The organism is Aeromonas enteropelogenes (genome assembly GCF_020097295.1).
Classification (GTDB): Bacteria; Pseudomonadota; Gammaproteobacteria; order Enterobacterales; family Aeromonadaceae; genus Aeromonas; species Aeromonas enteropelogenes.
In genome coordinates, this window is sequence record NZ_CP083625.1 from 2,365,809 (window position 1) to 2,385,977 (window position 20,169).

Below are 20,169 nucleotides of genomic sequence, written 5' to 3' on the forward strand. Positions count from 1 at the left end.
AGATAAGTTAAACGATGGTAGCTTGGGCAGCGATGCTTGATTGAAATATAAGTGTCGAATGAAGCAAAAATAATGAGTCTGGTTCGTTTGGTCGCAATAAAAGAGGAGCGGGATAATACAAAATTGTATAAGTGGAACCGAGTTCAGGATTGAATTAATAATTTATTGAAATGTATCGATAATTACAGGCTTTGCTGTCAGTTTGAGTCTTATTGTTTCTGGCAAGGCGCACTTTTGGGAGTGAACCCGGGATTGTTCAGGCGTATATAAAAACGAGAGAGGCCGATGATGAGCCGTCGTCTTTTCTCAGTCCATATTGCGGTGCATGATGGAGGGCATCTTTATGGAATTGCCTGATTTCGATACCCTGAAAGAGCTTGCCGCCACTGAGCCGGCCCAACTCGAGACGATACTGCAGCAACAGATAGATGAGTTGATGGCCCGGGCGGGGCCTGAGCAGCAGCGTCGTCTGTTGGGCCTGCAGTTCCAGATTGATGGCCAGCGCCGTCTGGCAAAAAACAATCTCGACAGTTGCATCCGGATTGCCAATATGATGAAAGACTCCTTTTATTTGATGCAAACCGAAATGATGCAATTCAAGGAGGAGGAGCTGCCAGATGAAAACGATAGCAGCAGCAAAATAGTCCGGCTGGCAGATTATCAACATCTTAAATAATCTTCTGTAGTTTATTTTTACCTGATTAAATCCAGCAAGCCTGACAGGAATATAGTCGGAGAGGGGATTCTGTTGTTATTTATAAGATGACTTGTAATGAAGTTGTGATTGCCTTGGCGTTATTTAATAAATAATGACGATATGTCACTGATAGCAGTAGATGAATAGCGGCAAGAAGTAAGCTAGTATGACCAAAGTTTTAATTGCTACGACTCGAAGGGATTATGAGAAGTATCACGCCAAGGCGGGTGTTGTCGCGGGAGCAGCAGACCGAGATCACCCGCATTATCGTCAAGGTGGGGCAAATGCTGGCCCAGTTTGGCGCAGAAAGCCGCATCATAGAGCAGACCACGGTTCGGTTGGGGTTGGCGCTGGGGCTGGAGAGCGTCGAGATGGCCATCTCCTCCAGCGCTATCGTGCTTACCAGCCTCTATCAGGGAGGATGCGTCACCACCACCCGCAGAGTACGGGAGCATGGCATCAATATGCAGGTGGTGTGCGAAATCCAGCGTATCTGCATCATGGCGGAAAAAGAATTGATTGGTGCCCGAGAAGTGCGCCAACGGCTCGAGGCCATAGTGCCGTTTCACTACCATCCCTGGTTGGTGGTGCCCATGGTCGGGCTATCCTGCGGCGCGTTCAGCCTGCTGTTTGGCGGTGACTGGCCCATCTTCCTGGTCACCTGTTTCTCCTCCGCCGTGGCGATGCGGGTGCGCCAGCTGATGGCTCGCCATCACCACAGCCCCTTGATCAACTTTGCTGTGACCGGCTTTATCGCGACCCTGCTCTCCTCCAGCGCCACCTTCTTCCATTGGGGTGAGCAACCCTATCTGGCCATGGCGGCCAGCGTGTTGCTGCTGGTGCCGGGCTTCCCGCTCATCAATGCGGTCTCCGATATGGTGAAGGGCTACTTCAATATGGGGCTGGCCCGCTGGGGCACAGCGACCCTGCTGACCATCAGCGCAGCCATCGGTATTATCCTGGCGATGACGGTGACGGGCATCTGGGGGTGGAAGGTATGATGGTTGTTGACTCTGAGTTGGCACATGAGGATCTGGCCATCAGCGCAGGAAGCCATATCGGCATCATTCTGACCATCTCGGTGACCGGAATCAGGGGGGGGAAAGTATGATGGATCTGCTCTGGCTGCTGGCCAAGGATGCCTTCTGGTCGGCCATACCGGCGGTGGGTTTTGCCATGATCTTCAACGTGCCGCCGCGCATGCTCAAATATTGCGCCATGGGCGGGGCGCTGGCCCACAGCCTGCGTACCCTGCTCATCCATTACGGCATGACCATCGAATGGGCTACCCTGGCGGCGGCGACCACGGTCGGGTTTGTCTGCGTCTACTGGTCACGCCGCCTGCTGGCGCCCCGCCCCGTATTCAGCGTCGCTTCCATCATTCCAATGATCCCGGGCAGCTATGCGTTCAAGACCATGATTGCGGTGGTTGAGCTCAATATCTCGGGGGTGAGCATGGAGCTTATCCAGAGCGCGGTGGAGAACGGGTTAAAGTCTATCTTTATCGTAGGGGCCCTAAGTTTTGGGTTGGCGATCCCCTCTCTGGTCGTATATCGTAACCGGCCCATAATTTAGATGGTTTTGTGAGAGGCTGACACCATGAAGATTTCCATGATCGCCGCCATGGCCCAGGATCGGGTGATCGGCAAGGACAACCAGATGCCCTGGCATCTGCCGGCCGATCTGGCCCACTTCAAGCGGGTCACGCTCGGCAAGCCGGTACTGATGGGGCGCAAGACCTTCGAGTCCATTGGTCGCCCCTTGCCCGGGCGTCGCAATTTGATTATTAGCCGCAACGCCGCCTATGCAGCCCCTGAAGGAACCGAGGTGTTTCCATCCATCGAGGCCGTGTTGGCAACGCTGGCAGAGGTGGGGGAAGTGGACGAGTTGATGGTGATCGGCGGTGGTCACCTCTATGGCCAGCTGCTGGCCAAGGCCGATTGCCTCTATCTGACCCGCATCGAGCTGGCGGTGGAGGGGAACACCCGCTTTCCTGCGTTTGATGACGGCCAGTGGCAGCTTGTTGAAAGCGAAGCCCATCCCGCCGACGAGAAAAACCCGCATCCCTATCGTTTCGAGACCTGGCAGCGCTGCTGCTGAACCTCATTGCATCATCGTTGAAGCCAAAAAGCCCCTGGTGCCGCACAAGGGGCTTTTTCTTGCAATGAAGCTTCTGCCTGGCAGACAAGATCTCTGCCATGGCTGCACCAAAGCGCGCTACTTCATTCGCTCCTTTTTTGGCTTTATATCGTTAGGGTTGTAATAATTTTTACAGCTTTGATGACTGTTCGGGAGCATGTCCCGGCGCCACCCCCGAAAAGCCTGATCTTTCTCCCGCTCTTCCTGACTGGTCAAAACGCAACAATGATGAGTTACCTGACCACATAATTCATGCTGGCATGGTCCATGCTTTTTTGACGCTCAAGCTTTCCTGTTTTTCATCCCGGCGATGGCGTCGCCAACCTTGTTAATACGGGTGATTCTGAACCTGCTGACGACTCCCATTTTCTTGCCAGCGTTCCCTCTGTCACTGACTGTTCAATAAAAATATCAATTATTTAAATGGCGAAGCATTTTTCATCCTGTCATCTGAATAATGTTCAACTTAATGTATTTTTGTTGTTCAAATAAACCCTTTTTAATCAATAAATTGGCTGATTCCGTTCTTTTCTAGTGGCATGTAAACCTTTTTTTCTAGATGCAGATTGCTTAGTGTTAAAAGTAATTGGCTCACGTTCGGCAGGCAAATTGTCAAGATGTCGACCATGAAAAAAGGACAGTATGACAGTCAAAATCGAAGTCAAATCACTCTATAAAATCTTCGGAGAACAGCCGGAAAAGGCGTTCAAATTGCTGGCGAAAGGGCACGATCGCGCCAGCATTCTAAAAAAGACCGGACAGACCCTGGGTGTGCAGGGGGTCGATCTGGCCATCCACGAGGGGGAGATCTTCGTCGTGATGGGCTTGTCCGGCTCGGGTAAATCTACTCTGGTGCGGCTCTTCAACCGGCTGATCGAGCCGACCCGTGGTCAGGTACTGATCGATGGTGAGGACATTGCCGCCATCTCGGACAGAGAACTGCGTCAAGTGCGGCGCAAGAAGATCAGCATGGTGTTTCAGTCTTTTGCTCTTATGCCTCATCTGACCGTGCTGGAAAATACCGCCTTTGGCCTGGAGCTGGCTGGCGTGCCGCTTCTCGAGCGCCAGCAAAGTGCCCGTCAAGCTCTCGATCAGGTGGGGCTGGGGCCCTGGATGAATGCCTTCCCCGACGCCCTCTCCGGTGGCATGAAGCAGCGGGTTGGCCTGGCCCGAGCGCTGGCCAATGACCCCGACATTCTGTTGATGGATGAGGCCTTCTCCGCGCTGGATCCGCTGATCCGCACCGAGATGCAGGATGAGTTGCTCAAGCTGCAGGCCAGCCATCAACGCACCATCGTCTTCATCTCTCACGATCTGGACGAGGCGATGCGCATCGGTGATCGCATCGCCATCATGCAGGATGGGCAGGTGATCCAGGTCGGGACGCCCGACGAGATCCTGAGTCAGCCTGCCAACGACTATGTGCGTGCCTTCTTTCGCGGTGTGGATCTGGCCAACGTGTTCAGTGCTCGCGATATCGTCAGCCGCAAGCAGATGCCGCTTATCAAGAAGCACACCACGGACGGGCCGGCCAACGCCCTGCGCCAACTCAAGCAGCAGGATCGTGAGTTTGGTTATGTGGTTGATCGTGCTCGTCGTTTCGTGGGCGTTGTCTCTCTCGCATCGCTGGCGCGCACTGTGGATAGCAAGGGCAGTCTGGAACAGGCCTTGCTGGATGAGGTGACACCGCTATTGGCCGATACCCCGCTGCATGAGCTGATCAGCCAGGTAGCGGCGGCTCCCTGCCAGGTGCCGGTTATTGAGGAGGATGGTACTTACCTGGGCCTCATTTCGAAGGCGAATCTACTCAACACCCTGGACAGGAGTACCCCGGCATGAAGCAGTTACTCTCCCTCTGCCTGGCACTCCTGTTGCTGGCAAGCTACCCCGCATGGGCTGAAGAGGCGACGGCCAATCATCAAGATGATGCGGTCAGCAGTGAGACTACGGACGCGGCCGAGGATCCCTGGGGCAGTTCAACCGAGACGGCGGTGGCCAGCAATGACTGGCAGGCCGAGCTTGCTGCGAAAGCGGAAGAGCCGGCTTTCGACCCCCTGGATCCTTTCCAGCATGCCTGGGTGCCACTCGATAGCTGGGTCGAACAGGGTATTGACGTGCTGGTGAGCAACTTCAGACCCCTGTTCCAGATCATACGTGCACCCGTCGAAGTGACACTCAATGCGCTGACCAGTGCGCTGCAGAGCATTCCTTCTTCCATCATGGTGGTGCTATTGACCCTGGTTGCCTGGCAACTGGTCAGTGGGCGGATGGCGTTGGGGACGTTGGTCTCGCTGATCGGCATAGGTCTTATCGGTGCCTGGGCTGATGCCATGGTGACCTTGTCGCTGGTGCTGACTTCACTCTTCTTCTGCATCCTGATTGGCTTGCCGGCCGGTATTCTGCTGGCCCGTAGCGAGAAAGCGACCACCTGGACCCGGCCGTTGCTGGATGCCATGCAGACGACCCCGGCCTTTGTCTATCTCATCCCCATCGTCATGTTGTTTGGTATAGGGAATGTGCCCGGGGTGGTGGTGACCATCATCTTTGCATTGCCGCCCATGATCAGACTGACCATCCTCGGCATTCGTCAGGTACCGGAGGATCTCATCGAGGCCGGGAATTCATTTGGTGCCAGCCCCTCCCAGCTGCTGTTCAAGGTGCAGCTGCCGCTCGCCATGCCCACCATCATGGCCGGGGTCAATCAGTCGCTGATGCTTTCCCTCTCCATGGTGGTGATCGCCTCCATGATAGCCGTGGGTGGGCTTGGCCAGATGGTATTGCGCGGTATCGGACGTCTCGACATGGGGATGGCCTCGGTAGGGGGGCTTGGCATTGTGTTGCTGGCCATAGTGCTGGATCGCATGACCCAGGCGATGGGCCACTCCAAATCAGGGCATGTCGGCCGCTGGTATCGGCGTGGTCCCATTGCCCTGTTGCTCGCCCCGTTCGAACATCGCCACAAGACTCACACCAAAGGAGGACAAGTATGAAAGCCATTACCCAAGGAATGACGCTGGGTTGCCTGCTGCTGAGCACGGCCGCCATGGCCGGTGTAACGGTTCAACCCATCCAGAGTACGTTGCCGGAGGAAGCCTTTCAGACTCTGCTGGTGAGCAAGCTGCTGGGTGAGCTGGGTTATGATGTCAAACCAGCCAAAGAGGCGGACTACAACGTAGGATATGCCTCGGTCGCCAGTGGCGATGCCACTTTTCTCGCTTTCAACTGGGATCCGCTCCATAAGGACAAGTATGAAAAGGCCGGGGGCGATACCAGGTTCTACCGCAAGGGTATCTATGTGACCGGGGCGGCCCAGGGTTATCTCATCGACAAGGCCACTGCCGACAAATACGGCATCACCAACATAGCCCAGTTGAAGGATCCCAAGCTGGCTGCCCTGTTTGACAGCGATGGCGATGGCAAGGCTGATCTGGCCGGCTGCAATCCGGGTTGGGGCTGCGAGATGGTGATCAATCATCAGCTCAAGACATACGGTCTGGCGCAGACAGTGACGCATCAACAGGGCAATTATGCGGCCATCATTGCCGACACCATTACCCGCTTCAAGGAACAAAAACCCGTGCTCTACTACACCTGGACCCCGTACTGGGTGAGTGGTGAGCTGGTGCCCGGCAAGGATGTGGTATGGCTGGAAGTGCCTTATACCGCCTTGCCAGAGGGACGTGAGGGGGATACCCAATTGGCGAATGGCAAAAACTATGGCTTTGAAATGAATACCATGCACATAGTGGCCAACAAGGGGTTTGCCGAGGCCAACCCCTCTGCCGCCAAGCTGTTTGCCGAGATGAAGCTGCCCATCAATGACATCAACGTACAAAATGGGCTGATGAAGCAGGGTCAGAACAAGCCGGCGGATATCGAGCGTCACGCAGATGCCTGGCTCAAGGGGCACAAGGATTTGGTCAACGACTGGCTGACTCGGGCTCGCGCCGCGAAGTAAGCGGGGGCTGGGAACAAGAAAATGCAGCCATACCGCTCAGGTATCCAAGTTCTTTGAGTGTCACTTATAAAAGCGCCCGGCAGTTGCCGGGCGCTTTTTGTGGTCGGAATGGTGCGTTGCCGGACGGGATCAGATGCCTGAACCGTCGCTCTCGCCGCTCTCCTCGTGCAGGCCGCATTCACGCTTGAGGCCGAAGAAGCGGGTCTGCTCCTCGCTCATGCCAGGCTCCCACTTGGTGGTGGTGTGCACGTCGCCGACCGAGAGGTAACCTTGCTCCCACAGGGGGTGGTAGGGGAGGTCAAACTCCTTGAAGTAGTAGAAGACGTCCTTGTTGCTCCAGTCGATCACCGGCAGGAACTTGAAGCGGCCGCGTTGGATGGCCAGCACCGGCAGCTTGCCCCGGCTGCCGGACTGCTCACGGCGCAAACCCGAAAACCAGGTGCGGGCACCCAGCTCGTTCAGGGCGCGGTCCATGGGCTCCACCTTGTTGAGCTGGTTGTAGCGGGTGATCCCCTCCACCCCCTGCTCCCACAGGAGGCCGAAGCGGGCCTCCTGCCAGGCCGGACTGAGCGCGGCCCGGTAGATCTTGAGGTTGAGGGCGAGACGCTCGGTCAGCTCGTCGATGAAACGGTAGGTCTCGGGGAAGAGATAACCGGTATCGGTCAGCACCACCGGCACGTCGGCCCGCTCGCGGCTCACCAGGTGCAGCATGAGCGCCGCCTGGATGCCGAAGCTCGACGACAGCACGTGCTCCCCCGGCAGGTTGGTCAGGGCCCAGCGTACCCGCTCGGGGGCGCTCATGGTATCCAGCTCCCGGTTGAGGGGAGCCAGCACCTCGACCTGCTCCTCCCGGCTCAAGGCCAGCAGGGCGTCGAGGTCGAGCCGGCCGTCGGCGGTGCGCGCCAGCCGGGCTGTATCAGTCTGTTCAGGCTGCATAGAAGTCCCTCGCGGAGTCGATGACCGGGGCTATGATCCCGGCGCGAATGACGAAATCACCGAAGCACTCGCCTGGGTTGCGATCCTTGGCCCAGCGGCCGATCAGGGCGTCCAGCTCGGCCAGGATCTGCGGCTCCGTGATGTTCTCCAGGTGCAGGCGCGGGATGCGGGTCCCCTCCAGGTTGCCACCCAGGTGCAGGTTGTAGCGACCCGGCGCCTTGCCCACCAGACCCACCTCCGCCAGCATGGCGCGGCCGCAGCCGTTGGGGCAGCCGGTGACCCGGAAGATGATGGCGTCATCGGCGAGATCGTGTTTGGCCAGCAGCCCCTCGATGTCGGTGACAAACTCCGGCAGCATACGCTCGGCCTCGGCCATCGCCAGCGGGCAGGTGGGCAGGGCCACGCAGGCCATGGACTGTTTTCGCTGCTCGCTCACGCCATCATCCAGCAGACCGTACTGGCGCGCCAGCGCCTCAATGCGGGCCTTATCGCCGGCCGGGACGCCCGCGATGATGAGGTTCTGGTTGGCGGTGAGGCGAAAATCCCCCTGATGCACCTTGGCGATCTCCAGCATGCCGGTTTTGAGGGGCTTGCCCGGGAAGTCCAGCAGGCGGCCGTTCTCGATAAACAGGGTCAGGTGGTGCTTGCCGTCGATCCCCTCTACCCAGCCGAAGCGATCGCCACGGCTGGTAAATTCGTAGGGGCGAACCGGCCCGAACTGGATGCCGGCACGGCTCTCCACCTCGGCCTTGAAGGCCTCGACCCCCACCCGTTCAAGGGTGTACTTGGTCTTGGCGTTCTTGCGGTTGACCCGGTTGCCCCAGTCGCGCTGGGTGCTGACCACGGCGGCCGCCACCTCCAGCACGTGGGAGAGCGGGATGAAGCCGAAATCGCTCGCCTTGCGCGGGTAGGTACTGGTGTCGCCGTGGGTCATGGCCAGACCGCCACCGACCAGCACGTTGAAGCCCACCAGCTTGCCGTGATCACTAATGGCCACGAAGTTCAGATCGTTGGCGTGGATGTCCACGTCGTTGTGGGGTGGGATCACCACGGTCGTCTTGAATTTGCGCGGCAGGTAGTTGGAGCCCAGGATCGGCTCCTCGTCACCCCCCAGCTTCTCGCCATCCAGCCAGATCTCCACGTAGGCGCGGGTCTTGGGCAGCAGGTGCTCGGAGATCTTCTTGGCCCACTCGTAGGCCTCCTGGTGCAACTCGGACTCCACCGGGTTGCTGGTGCAGAGCACGTTGCGGTTCACGTCACCGGCAGTGGCGATGGAGTCGATGCCGGTGCTGTTCAGTGTCTGGTGCATCAGCTTGATGTCGCGCTTGAGCACCCCGTGGAACTGGAAGGTCTGGCGGGTGGTCAGGCGGATGCTGCCATACAGGCTGTGCTCTTCGGCGAACTTGTCGATCACCTGCCACTGGGCCGGTGTGATGATGCCGCCGGGCAGGCGGGCGCGCAGCATAACGTTGTGCAGGGGCTCCAGCTTCTGGGCGGCACGCTCCGGGCGGATGTCGCGGTCATCCTGCTGATACATGCCGTGGAAGCGGATCAGCTGGAAGTTGTCGCCGTTGAAGCCGCCGGTGAGGGGATCCTGCAGATCCTGCGCTATGGTGCCGCGCAGGAAGTTGCTCTCGCGCTTGAGGCGCTCGTTGTCGGCCAGCGGTCCTTCCACCGGTCCTGCTTTTTGGTGAGAGAGAGGTTGTTTGCTCATCAATAGACATCCCTTTGATAACGTTTGGCACGACGCAATTCGCTCAGATACTCTTCTGCTTCCTCACGGCTCTTGTGGCCGTGTTCGGCAATCACTTCCAGCAGGGCTTCCTGCACATCTTTCGCCATGTGGTTGGCGTCGCCGCACACATAGAAGTGAGCGCCGGCTTCCAGCCACTGGTAGAGCTCGAGCCCTGCCTCTCGCAGGCGGTCCTGCACATAAATCTTGTTGGCCTGATCCCGGCTGAAGGCCAGGGAGATCTTCGACAGCAGGCCCGACTTCACATAACGCTGCCACTCCACCTGATAGAGGAAGTCCTGGGTAAAGTGCGGATTGCCGAAGAAGAGCCAGTTCTTGCCCTCCGCCCCTTGCGCTTCCCGCTCCTGCAAGAAGGCCCGGAAGGGGGCGATGCCGGTGCCCGGGCCCACCATGATGACGGGAGTGTCGGGGTTTTGCGGCAGGCGGAAGTTGTCGTTGTGCTCCACGAATACCCGCACCTCGGCATCCTCAGGCAGACGGTCCGCCAGATAGGAGGAGGCGGCGCCACTGCGCACTGTGCCATCTTCCTGCGGGTAGCGCACCACGCCGACGGTCAGGTGCACCTCCTCTTCCACCTCGCTCTGGCTGGAGGCGATGGAGTAGAGGCGTGGAGTGAGCGGGCGCAGCAGGCTGATCAGCTGTTCGGCTGTGAGCGCGGTCGGGAAGCGTTTGAGCACATCCACCACCTGGGCGCTGGCCACCAGCGCGTTGACCTGGGCCTTGTCGCCGGCCAGATCCTTGAGCGCCGCGTTGTCCGAGATCTCTGCCAAGCCGGTGATAAAGCCGCCGTGCAAGCGGGTCAGCTCAAGCTCGCGGCTGAGCACCTCGCGCAGGCTGCCGCGGGCGGTGGCCTCGTCGCCGGAAAGATGAGCCAGCGCCAAGACCTCACCGACCAGGTCGGCATCGTTGTCAAACCAGATGCCCAGCGCATCCCCCGGCTGGTAGCGGATGTCTGACTCTTCCAGGCTGATCTCGATGTGGCGGATATCCTTGGTCGAGTCGCGACCGGTGATCTTCTGGTTGACCGAGAGCCTGGCCGGGAAGGGGTTCTCCTTGCTGTACTGGCTGTGGCCGACAGCCTGCTGTACCGCGCTGGCTACGCTGCTGCCGGCAGGGCCGGCAGAGAGGGGGGCGGCGATGGCGTTGAGCGCCTGTTCGCCCCATGCCTTGGCGGCATCCTGATAATCCACGTCCAGGCTGGCGAGTTCATGCACCCGGTCGGCGCCGGCCTTGGTCAGCAGGCTGTCAAAGTCCTTGCCGGTCTGGCAGAAGAACTCATAGGAGCTGTCACCCAGCCCCAGCACGGCGAACTTGAGTCCTTCCAGCTTGCCGACCTTGCCCTTCTTGAGCTGCTCGTACAGATCGACCGCGCTCTCCGGCGGTTCCCCCTCCCCGTAAGTGCTCACTACCACCAGCAGGTGGGTCTCTTTCTTGAGCTGCTTGGGTTTGTAGTCCGCCATGGAGGTGAGAGTCACCGGTAGGCCACGGGCCTCTGCCTGCGCCTTGATGGCACTGGCCACGCCCTTGGCATTGCCGGTCTGGGAGCCGTAGAGAATGGTCAGGTTGCCGCCGGGGGCAACGGCTGCAGTGCTTGTAGCGACAGGCTGTTGACCGGACTGGGAGAGACCGTAGAGATAACCGCTGACCCAGGCGAGTTGCTGGGTATTGAGGGTTGAAAGTGCCTGGCTCAGCTGACGTTGCTGCTCATCAGAGAGGGGGGCGAGGTGGGTCAAGGGATCCTTCAATTGCATCACACACATCTTCCATGGGCTGATTTTTGGTCAGAGTAAGGGGTGTGATGGATAACAACAAAGAATAAAAATATCTTCTTTATTCCATTGTTGCATTAAAAGGAGAGAGCAGAGGTGTTAGCCATTCGGGGCGTAACGATTGTCATGGTATAAACAGCCATGAATGAGCCCCGAATTGATCACACAGGAAGCGTGAATGTCGACCATCAGATTGTTCCATGTCAATGCCTTCAGCAGGCAGCCCTTTGGCGGCAACCCGGCGGTGGTAGTGCTGGGACCGGCCTTGCCGGATGCCGGATTGCAGGCCATGGCGGCCGAGTTCAACTTGTCAGAGACCGCCTTTCTGGTGCCCCAGGGCCGGGTCCGCTACCAGCTGCGCTGGTTCACCCCCGAGCTGGAAGTGGACCTCTGTGGCCACGGCACTCTGGCAGCGGCCCACGTGTTGTGGCAGACGGGGGTGGTGGCAGAGGATGAGGTCATTCGCTTCGAGACCCGCAGCGGCGAGCTGCTGGCTCGGCGCGAAGGGGAGTGGATCTGGCTCGATTTTCCGTGCATCCCACTCACTCCTCTGGCGCTGGACCCTGCCTATGCTGTCGCCCTTGGTTGCAAGCCATTGCAGGCGCTGGCGGCGGGGGCCAAGTTCTTGTTTGAGCTAGCCAGTGAAGAGGAGGTGCGAGCGATTTCGCCCGATTTCCACGCCCTGCGAGCGCTGCCCGGTCGTGGCCTGATGGTGGCGGCGCCCTCGAGCGATCCGGATCATGACTTCGTCTCCCGCTATTTTGCCCCCTGGGTCGGGGTAGACGAGGATCCGGTGACCGGCTCCAACCACTGCGCCCTGGTGCCCTTCTGGGCCGAACGGCTCGGCAAACAGCAGCTGCGGGCCCGCCAGATCTCGGCCAGGGGCGGGGAGCTGCGGCTTGAATTGCAGGGAGATCGGGTGCTGATGGCGGGTCAGGCCGTCACCTTGTGGCAGGGGGAGTGGCTGTTGCCACCCGCCTCATAGAGGGCAGACTGGCGGCGGATTGAGTGTTCGCCACCGATTTGTGTCCGCCATAAAAAACGCCCCGCAGTTGCGGGGCGTTTTGATTGCCATTGACGGCAGCAGTGCTGCTGCGGCCCTGTTTCTGCGGTTCTTACTTTTGTGGACGCAAGGCCGGGAACAGGATGACGTCGCGGATGGTGTGGCTGTTGGTGAACAGCATCACCAGACGGTCGATACCGATACCCTGACCGGCAGTCGGCGGCAGACCGTGTTCCAGCGCGGTGACGAAGTCGGCGTCGTAGAACATGGCTTCGTCATCGCCTGCGGCTTTCTGGTCAACCTGGGCCTGGAAGCGCTCGGCCTGATCTTCTGCATCGTTCAGCTCGGAGAAGCCGTTGGCCAGCTCGCGGCCGCCGATGAAGAATTCGAAACGGTCGGTCACGTCCGGGTTCTGGTCGTTGCGACGGGCCAGCGGGGAGACGGCAGCCGGATACTCGGTGATGAAGGTCGGTTGCAGCAGCATGTGCTCCACGGTCTCTTCGAAGATCGCGGTGATTACATGACCCAGCTCCCAGCTCTTCATCAGCTCAATGTTCAGACGTTTGGCGACGGCGGTGGCGCTCTCCAGGGTGGCCAGATCGTCACGGGTCACATCCGGGTTGTACTTCAGGATGGAGTCAACCATGGAGAGGCGCTGGAACGGCTGACCGAAATCGATGGTCAGGCCCTCTTCGCCCTCTTTGGCGTAACGGATCTTGGTATCGCCCAGGATGTCCTGCGCCAGGGTGCGCAGCATCTCTTCGGTGAGATCCATCAGATCGATGTAGTCGGCGTAGGCCATATAGAACTCGAGCATGGTGAACTCGGGGTTATGGCGAACGGAGATACCTTCGTTACGGAAGTTGCGGTTGATCTCGTAGACACGCTCGAAACCACCGACCACCAGACGCTTCAGATAGAGTTCCGGTGCGATACGCAGGTACATGTCGATGTCCAGCGCATTGTGGTGGGTGATGAAGGGACGGGCGGAGGCGCCACCCGGGATGACCTGCATCATGGGGGTTTCCACTTCCATGAAGCGCTTGTCGTTCAGGAACTTGCGGATACCGGCCACGACCTTGGTACGGGTCACGAAGGTCTTGCGGGACTCTTCGTTGGCGATCAGATCCAGGTAACGTTGACGGCAGCGGGCTTCCTGGTCGGTCAGACCCTTGTGCTTCTCGGGCAGCGGGCGCAGTGCCTTGGTCAGCAGGCGGATGTCGGAGACGTGAACGGACAGCTCGCCGGTCTGGGTCTTGAACAGGGTGCCTTCGACACCGACGATGTCACCCAGATCCCACTTCTTGAACTGCTCGTTGTAGAAGCCTTCCGGCAGGTCGTCACGAGTCACATAGACCTGGATCTTGCCAGCCATGTCCTGCAGGGTCGCGAAGGATGCCTTGCCCATGATCCGGCGGGTCATGATACGACCGGCAATCTTCACCCGTTTACCCAAGGCTGTCAGCTCCTCGGCGCTTTTGTCGCCAAACTCTGCCTGCAGATCGCCGGAGAGGCTGTCACGACGAAAGTCGTTGGGGAAGGGATTGCCCTGGGCGCGCAGGGCGGCCAGCTTGGAACGACGCTCTGTCATCTCATTGTTGAGTTCGAGAGTTTGGTCGACTTCCGGAGTAGTGGTTTGTTCAGACATGGTGATTCCTGCTTGTTTACAGACCTGATTTCAGGCTGGCTTCGATAAACTTGTCCAAGTCACCGTCGAGCACCGATTGGGTATTACGGGTTTCGACGCCGGTGCGCAGATCCTTGATACGGGAGTCATCCAGCACGTAAGAGCGGATCTGGCTGCCCCAACCGATATCGGACTTGGTCTCTTCCAGGGCTTGTTTCTCAGCGTTTTGCTTCTGAATTTCCAGCTCGTAGAGCTTGGCTTTCAGCTGCTTCATACACTGATCTTTGTTTTTGTGCTGGGAACGGTCGTTCTGGCACTGTACCACGACACCGGTCGGGACGTGGGTGATACGCACCGCGGATTCGGTCCGGTTAACGTGCTGACCGCCGGCACCGGAGGCGCGGTAGACGTCGATACGCAGATCGGCCGGGTTGATATCGATTTCGATATCGTCGTCGATCTCGGGATAGACGAACACGGAGCAGAACGAGGTGTGGCGACGGCCACCGGAATCGAACGGGGATTTGCGAACCAGACGGTGCACGCCGGTTTCGGTGCGCAGCCAGCCGAAGGCGTATTCGCCGGTGAACTTGATGGTGGCGGACTTGATGCCGGCCACGTCACCCTCGGAGCATTCGATGAGCTCCGGCTTGTAGCCGTGGGCATCGCCCCAGCGCAGGTACATGCGCAGCACCATGTTGGCCCAATCCTGTGCTTCGGTACCACCGGAGCCGGATTGAATGTCGATATAGCAGTCGGAACCGTCGTGCTGGCCGGAGAACATGCGGCGGAACTCCAGCTCCACCAGCTTGGCTTCCAGTTGCTCGGCTTCGACGATGGCTTCGTTGAAGGTCTCTTCGTCTTCCCCTTCCACGGCCAGGCTTACCAGCATCTCGACATCTTCCACGCCCTGAGTCAGGGTATCGATGGTGCCAACCACGTTTTCCAGCGCGACGCGCTCCTTGCCGAGCGCCTGTGCGCGCTCCGGCTCATTCCAGACGTCGGGCTGTTCCAGCTCGGCGTTTACCTCTTCCAGACGCTCTTTCTTGGCGTCATAGTCAAAGGTACCCCCTAAGAAGCTCGGTCCGCTCAGACAGCTCCTTAAGTTTGTTCAATACAGGATTAACTTCGAACATCGTGAAAACTCTCAGGATCGATGTGATTTGAAAACGGGTCATTCTAGCCAATTGTGGAAGGAATAAACAGGGCCGCCTGTCCTTGTGCGTGCCCTGTAGGCAATTTCTGGTGCAGTTTTCCCCACTCCAGTAGAAAATACCGCCCGCAACCCTGAATAAGGGTTCAGTTCTGGCTAATAACGTCGCTATAACATACGGGTGCCATGCACTTTTTGGGAAATCCTGTTCCTGATCTCATAAGAAGAACCATGATGAAAAATCTATCACTCAAGCAAAAGATACTGTTATCGGTGGTGATCGCCCTCTCGCTGGTGATCACCTTGCTCTCCTGGCAAGGCTACAGCAGCCAGAAGTCGCTGCTGTTGCAAGGTAGTCAGGAGCAGGTACAGCGTCTGGGCAACCAGCAGGCTGAACGGATCAGCGACTGGCTGGCTGCCCGTCGCGATGTAGTGCAGGCCCTTGGCAACAAGGCTGGCGCCGAGCCCCTTAATGCCCTGCAGCAGGCACAGGTATCCGGCCGCTTCCAGCTCACCTATTTTGGCGAGAGCAGTGGCAAGATGAATGACTCTGACCCATCCATCAACCGTGACGGTTATGATCCCCGCTCCCGTGGCTGGTATCAGGAGGCCATGGCCAAGGGGGGCATGATCGTCACCAAACCCTATCTGGACGTGGCCTACAACATCCTGGTGGTGACCCTGGCCCAACCTGCCCAGGGCGGTGTGGTTGGCGGCGATCTCTCCATCGCCTCCCTGGTGGAAGACGTCACCAAGATGACCCTGCCGGCGGACGGTTTCGCCGTCATGATGCACAAGGATGGCACCGTCATCGCCTACAAGGATGCCGCCAAGGCGATGAAGCCGGCCACCGAGATCGACAACGATCTGACCAACGCCCTGATTGAACAGAGCAAGGCCAGCCACGAGCTGGTGCCGGCCTACTTCGATGGCGAAGGGCGCGACAAGCTGCTGTGGGCGGTGGACATTCCGGATACCGACTGGGAGCTGGTACTGGTACTGGACAAGGCGACCCTGGAGGCGCCGCTCTCCTCCCTGTTGATGACCCAGCTCGGCCTGGCTCTGCTGGTGCTGGTGGGCAGCATCCTTGCCATCTCCTGGCTGGTCAGCCTGCTGCTCGGCCCGCTCACCAAGGTTTCCCAGGCACTGGCCCGCATTGCTGACGGCAACGGCGATCTGACCCAGCGCATCAAGATCGACACCAATGACGAGGTCGGTCAGCTGGCCAACAGCTTCAACCGTTTCGTCGGCAGCCAGCACCAGCTGATCGGCAATATCCGCAAGCTGGCCAGCGAGCTGGACGCCGATGCCGAGCGCAGTCTGGTGACCAACCAGGCGGCGGTCGAAGAGCTGCAGCGCCAGCAGCAGGAGGTGACCATGGTCGCCACCGCGGTGACCGAGATGGCGAGCGCCACCCAGGAGATCGCCAACAACGCCGAAAGCACAGCTGCCGCGGCCCAGCAGTCGGCCCAGAGCAGCGAGCAGGGCAAGATGCTGGTCAACAAGACCCGTCAATCCATCAACGGTCTGGCCGATGAAGTGGGTCAGGCGACCGAGGTGATCGGCGAGCTGAGCCGTCACGCACAGGCCATCTCCGGCATCCTCTCCACCATCCAGGGCATCGCCGAGCAGACCAACCTGCTGGCCCTGAACGCGGCCATCGAGGCGGCCCGTGCCGGTGAGCAGGGCCGTGGTTTCGCCGTGGTGGCGGACGAGGTGCGGGTGCTGTCGCGCCGTACCCAGGACTCCACCCAGGAGATCCAGTCCACCATCGAGACGCTGCAGCAGACCACCTCCCGTGCCGTGAGCCTGATGCAGACCAGTCAGGGGCTGGCCGACAACAGCGTGCAGGATGCCGATGCCGCCGCCGCCGCGCTCGAAGAGATCACCCAGGCCGTCTCCCTCATCTCCGACATGGCGGGCCAGATTGCCACTGCTGCCGAGGAGCAGACCCAGGTGACCGGCGAGATCACCCAGAACACCACCGCCATCAAGGATGTGAGCGACGAGATCACCGCCGCCGCCATGCGGGATCTGGATCAGGCCGCCGGACTCAAGGGACGGGCAACCGACCTGAACCAGCAGGTCGCGACCTTTATCCTGTAATCAGGCAGACCCGTTGCAACCGGGCCCCGCGATCGATGATCGCGGGGCTTTTTATTGGCCGTTATCGTGGTAGCCGCGGTTGGTAAAGGGGAGGTAGAGGGAAGAAACTTGCGTTTAACTCCCATGTGCCATGTGCCATGTGCCAGCATATCTGGCCCCTGGCCAGCACTCCGCCAAGCAGATTGTTGCCCAAAACAGAGAGCCCACCTTGCGGTGGGCTCTCGTCATCATGGTTCTGTCTGGTCGGGCTTACAGGAAGGGCAGGGCCATAAACAGCTTGATCACCATGGCGTTGATGATGTCGATGAAGAAGGCCCCCACCATGGGCACCACCAGAAACGCCAGGTGAGAGGGGCCGAAGCGCAGGGTGATGGCCTGCATGTTGGCAATGGCCGTCGGGGTCGCCCCCAGGCCAAAGCCGCAGTGACCCGCCGCCAGCACGGCCGCATCGTAGTTTTTGCCCATGACCCGGAAGGTGACGAAGACGGCGTAGAGCGCCATCGCCACTGTCTGGGCGGCCAGCAGGATGAAGATGGGCAGCGCCAGGCTGGCCAGATCCCACAGCTTCAGGCTCATCAGCGCCATCGCCAGGAACAGCGACAGGCTGATGTTGCCGAGCAGGGAGACTTCGCGGTCACTCACCTCATGCCAGTTGAGCAGGGTCAGGGCGTTGCGCAGCAGCACGCCGACGAACAGCACGCAGACGAAGATCGGCAGCTCGAGGACACTGCCCTTGAGGTAGAGGGAGAGCAGCTCGCCCCCTTTGAGGCTGATGGCGATGAGCGCCAGGGTCTCAATCACGCTGAACGGGGTGAGCGGGCGCTCCATGTCGGGCATCTCGAAGCCCTGGGGCGCGTCATCCTGGTTGTGCTCTTCGCCCGGCACCTGCACCTTCTTCACCAGATAGCGGGCCACCGGTCCGCCGATCAGGCCACCCAGCACCAGACCGAAGGTGGCGCAGGCGATGGCGAGTTCGGCGGCAGATTGCACGCCGTACTTGTCGGAGAAGGTGGCGCTCCAGGCCGCTCCGGTGCCGTGGCCGCCGGAGAGGGTGATGGAGCCGGCCAGCAGCCCCATGTGGGGATCCAGACCGAGCAGAGTGGCCAGGCCCACCCCCAGGCTGTTTTGTACCAGCAGCAGGCCGGTGACCACCATCAGGAAGGTGACCACCGCCTTGCCGCCGCGTTTGAGGCTGCCCAGATCGGCGGAGAGGCCGATGGAGGCGAAGAAGGCCAGCATCAGCGGGGTTTGCAGGCTGGTGTCGAATTGCAACTCCATCTGCAGGGTGGAGCGCAGCAACAGCAGTACCAGCGCGACCACCAGGCCGCCGGCAACCGGTTTGGGGATGTTGAAGGTGCGCAGCAGCCCGACGCGGGTAACCAGCAGACGACCAAGCAGCAACACCAGGGTGGCGGCGACAAGAGTGGCGTAGGAATCAAGTTGTAGCATTCAGTACTCCCATGTTGATTGGCTGTGTCTTTCGGTGGTGAAGACTCACAGATTCAGCCGGGATAAAAACAGTGCGGCGAACGTGCCAGCAAAGAAGGGGAAAGGTTCCCCGCTCCATGAAGATGGAGCCAGTGCGGGCCTGACATGCTCAGGCATCCAGATGAAATTTTGGTAAAATCCGACGGACTGTAGCAAAAAACACCTATTAATTCCATATTTCATGTCTTATTGACCATTATTTGTTCTTTTTTCGAGATTTAATACCTATGGGGTAGGGCGTGTTGAGGTTCGAAATGGTTGGCTCCTGCTGCCTGTCAAACCCCGCTCGGGCGTGGGAAAAACAGTGTGTTTGACTGAGGGATAACAATGGATATGGCACACCTTGCCGCCCCATCGTGCTCGGGCAGGCATCACAAGATGCGACGGATGGGGTGTGAAGAAGAGGGGCTATCCCTATATAATCCGCCGGTTTCCGGCCCACTGATCCGGCCAACCAAGAGGAGAGGGTGTGAAGAAGTCCATCTACATCGCCTACACAGGCGGCACCATTGGGATGCAGCGTTCCGACCACGGCTATGTGCCGATGGCGGGCTTTATGGAAGATTGTCTGGCGCGGATGCCCGAGTTTCATCGGCCCGAGATGCCCGATTACCATATTCATGAATATGATCCCCTCATCGACTCCTCCGACATGACCCCGGCGGACTGGCAGCGCATCGCCGAGGACATTCGCGACAACTACGAGAAATACGACGGTTTCGTCATCCTGCACGGCACCGACACCATGTCGTTCACCGCCTCGGCGCTCTCCTTTATGCTCGAAGATCTGCACAAGCCGGTCATCATCACCGGCTCCCAGATCCCGCTCGCCGAGTTGCGCTCCGACGGCCAGCAGAATCTGCTCAACGCCCTCTATATCGCGGCCAACTACCCGATCCACGAAGTGACGCTCTTTTTCAACAACCAGCTCTATCGCGGCAATCGCAGCAAGAAGGTGCATGCGGACGGCTTCCACGCCTTCGACTCGCCGAACTATCCGCCGCTGCTCAACGCCGGCATCGCCATCTCCCTGGAGGCAGGCGAGCTGGGGGTACCGTCCGATCAGCCCCTGGTGCTGCACGACATCACCCCCCAGCCCATCGGCGTGGTGACCCTCTATCCCGGGATCTCCAGCGAGGTGATCGCCAATATCCTGCAGCAGCCGGTGAAGGCGTTGATCCTGCTCTCCTTCGGGGTCGGCAATGCACCGCAAAATCCGACCATGCTGGCACTGCTCTCCGAGGCCTCGGCCCGCGGCGTCATCATCGTCAACCTGAGCCAGTGTCTGCACGGCAAGGTCAACATGGGCGGCTATGCCACCGGCAACGCCCTGTCGCGCGCCGGGGTCATCTCGGGCTTCGACATGACCGCCGAGGCGGCGCTGACCAAGCTGCACTTCCTGCTGAGCCAGGGCTTGCCCTCCCACCGCATTCGCGAGCTGATGCAGCAATCCCTGCGTGGCGAACTGACCCCCTGATGAGCGGGTAAGGTGCGGATAAAACAAGAGGGGAGCCATAATGGCTCCCCTCTTTGTTGTGCG

General features: G+C 59.4%; 16 protein-coding genes. 10 read left to right on the forward strand and 6 right to left on the reverse strand.

Annotated elements, in window-relative coordinates; translation table 11 throughout:
- The first annotated feature begins 343 nt into the window (after nt 1-343).
- From LA321_RS11165 to proX, 7 genes are all read left to right on the forward strand, one after another.
- Nucleotides 344-676: a DUF3135 domain-containing protein gene (locus tag LA321_RS11165; RefSeq protein WP_042025790.1), complete on the forward strand. Its 333-nt coding sequence runs from the start codon at nt 344-346 to the stop codon at nt 674-676.
- A 224-nt stretch (nt 677-900) separates the two neighbouring features.
- Complete coding sequence (locus tag LA321_RS11170) at nt 901-1,698, forward strand: threonine/serine exporter family protein (protein WP_042025757.1); 798 nt, start codon at nt 901-903, stop codon at nt 1,696-1,698.
- A 106-nt stretch (nt 1,699-1,804) separates the two neighbouring features.
- Nucleotides 1,805-2,272: a threonine/serine exporter family protein gene (locus LA321_RS11175; RefSeq protein ID WP_026456638.1), complete on the forward strand. Its 468-nt coding sequence runs from the start codon at nt 1,805-1,807 to the stop codon at nt 2,270-2,272.
- 24 nt (nt 2,273-2,296) lie between these two features.
- Entirely contained in the window at nt 2,297-2,797 is a 501-nt protein-coding gene (gene folA / locus LA321_RS11180) for a type 3 dihydrofolate reductase (RefSeq protein WP_042072360.1), read from the forward strand.
- A gap of 681 nt (nt 2,798-3,478) precedes the next feature.
- Entirely contained in the window at nt 3,479-4,675 is a 1,197-nt protein-coding gene (gene proV, locus LA321_RS11185; RefSeq protein WP_042072359.1) for a glycine betaine/L-proline ABC transporter ATP-binding protein ProV, read from the forward strand.
- Nucleotides 4,672-5,826 carry a glycine betaine/L-proline ABC transporter permease ProW gene (proW, locus tag LA321_RS11190; protein ID WP_042072358.1) on the forward strand — a complete coding sequence of 385 codons (1,155 nt, stop codon included), beginning with the start codon at nt 4,672-4,674 and terminating at the stop codon, nt 5,824-5,826. Before proV ends, proW begins: the two co-directional genes overlap by 4 nt.
- The gene (gene proX, locus LA321_RS11195) at nt 5,823-6,794 is read left to right on the forward strand and encodes a glycine betaine/L-proline ABC transporter substrate-binding protein ProX (protein ID WP_042072356.1); all 972 of its coding nucleotides are present in this window, start codon (nt 5,823-5,825) and stop codon (nt 6,792-6,794) included. The genes proW and proX overlap by 4 nt, the downstream gene beginning before the upstream one ends.
- Before the next feature lie 129 nt (nt 6,795-6,923).
- Here the strand turns inward: proX and LA321_RS11200 are convergent, their stop codons facing one another.
- The 3 genes from LA321_RS11200 to LA321_RS11210 are packed head-to-tail and all read right to left on the reverse strand — an operon-like array spanning nt 6,924 to nt 11,234.
- Nucleotides 6,924-7,730 (reverse strand): phosphoadenylyl-sulfate reductase, encoded by an 807-nt coding sequence (locus LA321_RS11200; RefSeq protein WP_042072355.1) that lies wholly within the window; start codon nt 7,728-7,730, stop codon nt 6,924-6,926.
- Nucleotides 7,720-9,444: an assimilatory sulfite reductase (NADPH) hemoprotein subunit gene (cysI, locus tag LA321_RS11205; protein ID WP_042072354.1), complete on the reverse strand. Its 1,725-nt coding sequence runs from the start codon at nt 9,442-9,444 to the stop codon at nt 7,720-7,722. Before cysI ends, LA321_RS11200 begins: the two co-directional genes overlap by 11 nt.
- On the reverse strand, nt 9,444-11,234 hold the full coding sequence (locus tag LA321_RS11210) for an assimilatory sulfite reductase (NADPH) flavoprotein subunit (protein ID WP_042072353.1): 1,791 nt from the start codon (nt 11,232-11,234) through the stop codon (nt 9,444-9,446). The genes cysI and LA321_RS11210 overlap by 1 nt, the downstream gene beginning before the upstream one ends.
- Before the next feature lie 196 nt (nt 11,235-11,430).
- Here LA321_RS11210 and LA321_RS11215 point away from each other — a divergent pair, with 196 nt between their 5' ends.
- Nucleotides 11,431-12,237, forward strand: coding sequence for a PhzF family phenazine biosynthesis protein (locus LA321_RS11215; protein WP_042072351.1), 807 nt, complete (start codon nt 11,431-11,433; stop codon nt 12,235-12,237).
- Between the two features lie 130 nt (nt 12,238-12,367).
- Here LA321_RS11215 and lysS read toward each other — a convergent pair whose 3' ends face one another.
- Together lysS and prfB are read right to left on the reverse strand one after the other, a co-directional pair.
- Nucleotides 12,368-13,903, reverse strand: a complete 1,536-nt coding sequence (gene lysS / locus LA321_RS11220; RefSeq protein ID WP_042072349.1) for a lysine--tRNA ligase — start codon at nt 13,901-13,903, stop codon at nt 12,368-12,370.
- 16 nt (nt 13,904-13,919) lie between these two features.
- Nucleotides 13,920-15,018, reverse strand: a protein-coding gene (prfB, locus tag LA321_RS11225; protein ID WP_156141121.1) for a peptide chain release factor 2 whose coding sequence is annotated in 2 segments (ribosomal slippage) — nt 13,920-14,942 and nt 14,944-15,018 — 1,098 coding nt in all. Because the reading frame shifts where the segments join, the coding sequence is not laid out codon by codon here.
- A gap of 251 nt (nt 15,019-15,269) precedes the next feature.
- Here prfB and LA321_RS11230 point away from each other — a divergent pair.
- Nucleotides 15,270-17,141 carry a methyl-accepting chemotaxis protein gene (locus LA321_RS11230; RefSeq protein WP_042072348.1) on the forward strand — a complete coding sequence of 624 codons (1,872 nt, stop codon included), beginning with the start codon at nt 15,270-15,272 and terminating at the stop codon, nt 17,139-17,141.
- A 249-nt stretch (nt 17,142-17,390) separates the two neighbouring features.
- On the opposite strand, the gene gltS is transcribed toward LA321_RS11230, so the two are convergent.
- The gene (gltS, locus tag LA321_RS11235; protein WP_026457592.1) at nt 17,391-18,590 is read right to left on the reverse strand and encodes a sodium/glutamate symporter; all 1,200 of its coding nucleotides are present in this window, start codon (nt 18,588-18,590) and stop codon (nt 17,391-17,393) included.
- Nucleotides 18,591-19,098: 508 nt separating this feature from the next.
- On the opposite strand from gltS, the gene ansA reads away from it, so the two are divergent.
- Nucleotides 19,099-20,106, forward strand: coding sequence for an asparaginase (ansA, locus tag LA321_RS11240; RefSeq protein WP_042025741.1), 1,008 nt, complete (start codon nt 19,099-19,101; stop codon nt 20,104-20,106).
- The last annotated feature ends 63 nt before the right edge of the window (nt 20,107-20,169 follow it).

Coding starts and splice junctions, on each gene's coding strand:
- LA321_RS11215 (WP_042072351.1), top strand. CDS start 11,431: ATGTCGACCATCAGATTGTTCCATGTCAATGCCTTCAGCAGGCAGCCC.
- LA321_RS11200 (WP_042072355.1), bottom strand. CDS start 7,730: ATGCAGCCTGAACAGACTGATACAGCCCGGCTGGCGCGCACCGCCGAC.
- gltS (WP_026457592.1), bottom strand. CDS start 18,590: ATGCTACAACTTGATTCCTACGCCACTCTTGTCGCCGCCACCCTGGTG.
- proW (WP_042072358.1), top strand. CDS start 4,672: ATGAAGCAGTTACTCTCCCTCTGCCTGGCACTCCTGTTGCTGGCAAGC.
- cysI (WP_042072354.1), bottom strand. CDS start 9,444: ATGAGCAAACAACCTCTCTCTCACCAAAAAGCAGGACCGGTGGAAGGA.
- lysS (WP_042072349.1), bottom strand. CDS start 13,903: ATGTCTGAACAAACCACTACTCCGGAAGTCGACCAAACTCTCGAACTC.
- LA321_RS11230 (WP_042072348.1), top strand. CDS start 15,270: ATGAAAAATCTATCACTCAAGCAAAAGATACTGTTATCGGTGGTGATC.
- LA321_RS11210 (WP_042072353.1), bottom strand. CDS start 11,234: ATGCAATTGAAGGATCCCTTGACCCACCTCGCCCCCCTCTCTGATGAG.
- proV (WP_042072359.1), top strand. CDS start 3,479: ATGACAGTCAAAATCGAAGTCAAATCACTCTATAAAATCTTCGGAGAA.
- proX (WP_042072356.1), top strand. CDS start 5,823: ATGAAAGCCATTACCCAAGGAATGACGCTGGGTTGCCTGCTGCTGAGC.
- LA321_RS11175 (WP_026456638.1), top strand. CDS start 1,805: ATGATGGATCTGCTCTGGCTGCTGGCCAAGGATGCCTTCTGGTCGGCC.
- folA (WP_042072360.1), top strand. CDS start 2,297: ATGAAGATTTCCATGATCGCCGCCATGGCCCAGGATCGGGTGATCGGC.
- LA321_RS11165 (WP_042025790.1), top strand. CDS start 344: ATGGAATTGCCTGATTTCGATACCCTGAAAGAGCTTGCCGCCACTGAG.
- LA321_RS11170 (WP_042025757.1), top strand. CDS start 901: ATGAGAAGTATCACGCCAAGGCGGGTGTTGTCGCGGGAGCAGCAGACC.